This window comes from Actinospineispora eucalypti, assembly GCF_039543365.1.
GTDB lineage: Bacteria > Actinomycetota > Actinomycetes > Mycobacteriales > Pseudonocardiaceae > Pseudonocardia > Pseudonocardia eucalypti.
Map to the genome: position 1 here is coordinate 57,371 of NZ_BAABJP010000019.1, position 2,091 is coordinate 59,461.

The following is a 2,091-nucleotide window of genomic DNA, read 5'->3' on the forward strand; positions in this document are numbered from 1 at the left end:
GGTTCAGCGGCCCGAACTCATCGACACAGATCACCCGCCCGCGGTCGGGGACATGCCCGGCGGCGGCCTGGTCGTAGAGCTTCAGAATGCGGGCCTTCTTCACCCGGAAGTCCGGGTCGCGGCTGCCCTTCCAGGTCTTGGTCGCCTGCCAGCTGATCCCGGCCTCGCGCAGGATCACCCGGACTGTCTCGGTGCTGATCATGACCCGGTGCTGCTCGGCGAGGTGCTCAACCAGTTTCGTCAGACTCCACGTGCTGAACGGACGCCCAAGCTGCCGCGGCGCGGTCTTGGCCACCCGACAGATCAACTCACGTGCCCAGGGGCCGAACCTACGCGGTCGGCCCCCGCTCCATTTTGGGTCCAAAGCGGCGAACCCCTGATCGTTGAACGCGTGGATCACCTCCCGCGCGTACTGTGCGGTGGCGGCGAACATCGCCGCCGCCTCGGCAGCGCTGCGACCCTGCACCGAGGCCAACACTATGCCCGCCCGCCGCAACCGAACCCGGTCCCGCGCCGTCCTGGCGATCTTCATCAGACGTTGAGCCTCGGCCGGGTCCAGCTCCCGGACGAACACCTCCGGCTGTCGCGCCATCACCCACCTCCGGCGACAGCCTCCCGGGCACCCGACCGGTTGATCAACCCGACACAGTTACGACGTCGAACTTTCCTGACGAAGCACTAGCTCAGCCCATGGACTTTGCGCCGTCCAGGGACTCGCGGACGATGTCGGCGTGCCCGGAGTGCTGGGCGGTCTCGGCGATGATGTGCATGAACACCCGGCGGGCGGACCAGCGGGCGCCTGGCTCGAACCACGGGGCCTCGGGCAGCGGGTGGTCGGCGTTCAGGGACGTGAGCTCGGCGAGCACCCGGGTGGTCCGCTCGGCCACTTCCTCGTACTCGGCGAGCACGCCGGCCAGGGTCTCGCCGGGCAGCATCTTGAACTGGTTGGCGTACTCGGCGTAGTCCGCCTCGGAGAAGGTCATCGCGCTCGGGCCTTCCACGATGAAGGTCACCCACTGCCGCTCGACCCGCGCCACGTGCTTGATCAGGCCGCCCAGGCACAGCTCGCTGCGGGTGGTGCGCAGGCCGGCCTGTTCGTCGGTCAGGCCGCGGGTGGTGTTGCGCAGGAAGAAGCGGTGCTGGGCGAGCATGGCCGCCAGGTCGGCGCGCTCGCCGGTCAGTTCCGGGGAGGCGGTGGGGGGAAGCTCGGTTGAGGTCATGAACTGAAGGTAGAAGGCATAACTGCCAGTTTCTGTCCTCAATACGAAGCGGCCGCGGAAAGTTTCGCGACCCCGTCGGTTGGCCACCACGGAGCGGCATGTGGCCACTCGCGGTCATCGGCTGGCGCCGTGGCCACCGTGTGGCCATCCGGCAACGACACCGTGGCCACGCCGACTGGGCGGGCGCGGGCGGCCAGGCCGAGTGGCCATCGACGGCCAAGCCGGTAGGTCTATCGTCAGCGCGCACGTTTCCGCGATCGACCGTCAGGAATTGCTGTCCCGGCCGGCGAAATGCGAACCAGTTGGTGATATCAGCTAGCCGGAGGGAGCTCTTGCGTCGACTTTCTCCATTCCACTTCGAATAACTAAATCCATCCACGACTCAAAATGAAATTAGAACGGCATGGAGTTCGCATGCTCCGAGTCGAAAAGTTGCCCCCGATGACCCTCGCAAGTGATCATTAGCAGGCTTCTAACAGTGACTCAACGTTCGCTGAATTATGCACATAATATGGTCCGCGCGGGGCAACTTCAGTCACCCGGTGGACATCGCTTGAGGTTCTATGTACATTAGGCACTGCGCGACCGATCGACTTGGCGTCCGCAAGGGCTCCGGGGATGCGCTTCCACGTGATGTGACCGTGGCTAGCGTCGATCGAAGCGGGAAGCCTTCGGCCTGCTGGTGTGGGTGAGGGTGGATCGACTCGTGTCACCTTCCAGGGCAACGCTCGGGGGCCGCGAGGATGTGCCTCCACGTGAAGTCGACCGTGGCTGGTTCCGAACCGTTCCAGCAGCTAAGCGCAAGGTTCCGTCAGAAGTCTTGGCCGTTCCTAGGTGTCCACATGGCTCGCCGTCCCTAGGAGTAGGCACG

General features: G+C 65.3%; 1 protein-coding gene and 1 pseudogene. Both read right to left on the reverse strand.

The genetic code is table 11. The features are described from left to right. Positions 1-7: 7 nt before the first annotated feature. Positions 8-592: pseudogene (locus tag ABEB12_RS20270) on the reverse strand (helix-turn-helix domain-containing protein); the annotation flags it as partial. Between the two features lie 91 nt (positions 593-683). Next, a complete protein-coding gene (locus ABEB12_RS20275) occupies positions 684-1,220 on the reverse strand; it encodes a mycothiol transferase (protein ID WP_185063361.1) in 537 nt (178 codons plus the stop codon). Positions 1,221-2,091: the final 871 nt, after the last annotated feature.

What these genes read in the sequence shown, in the direction of transcription:
- ABEB12_RS20275 (WP_185063361.1), bottom strand. Translation starts at nt 1,220, where the DNA reads ATGACCTCAACCGAGCTTCCCCCCACCGCCTCCCCGGAACTGACCGGC.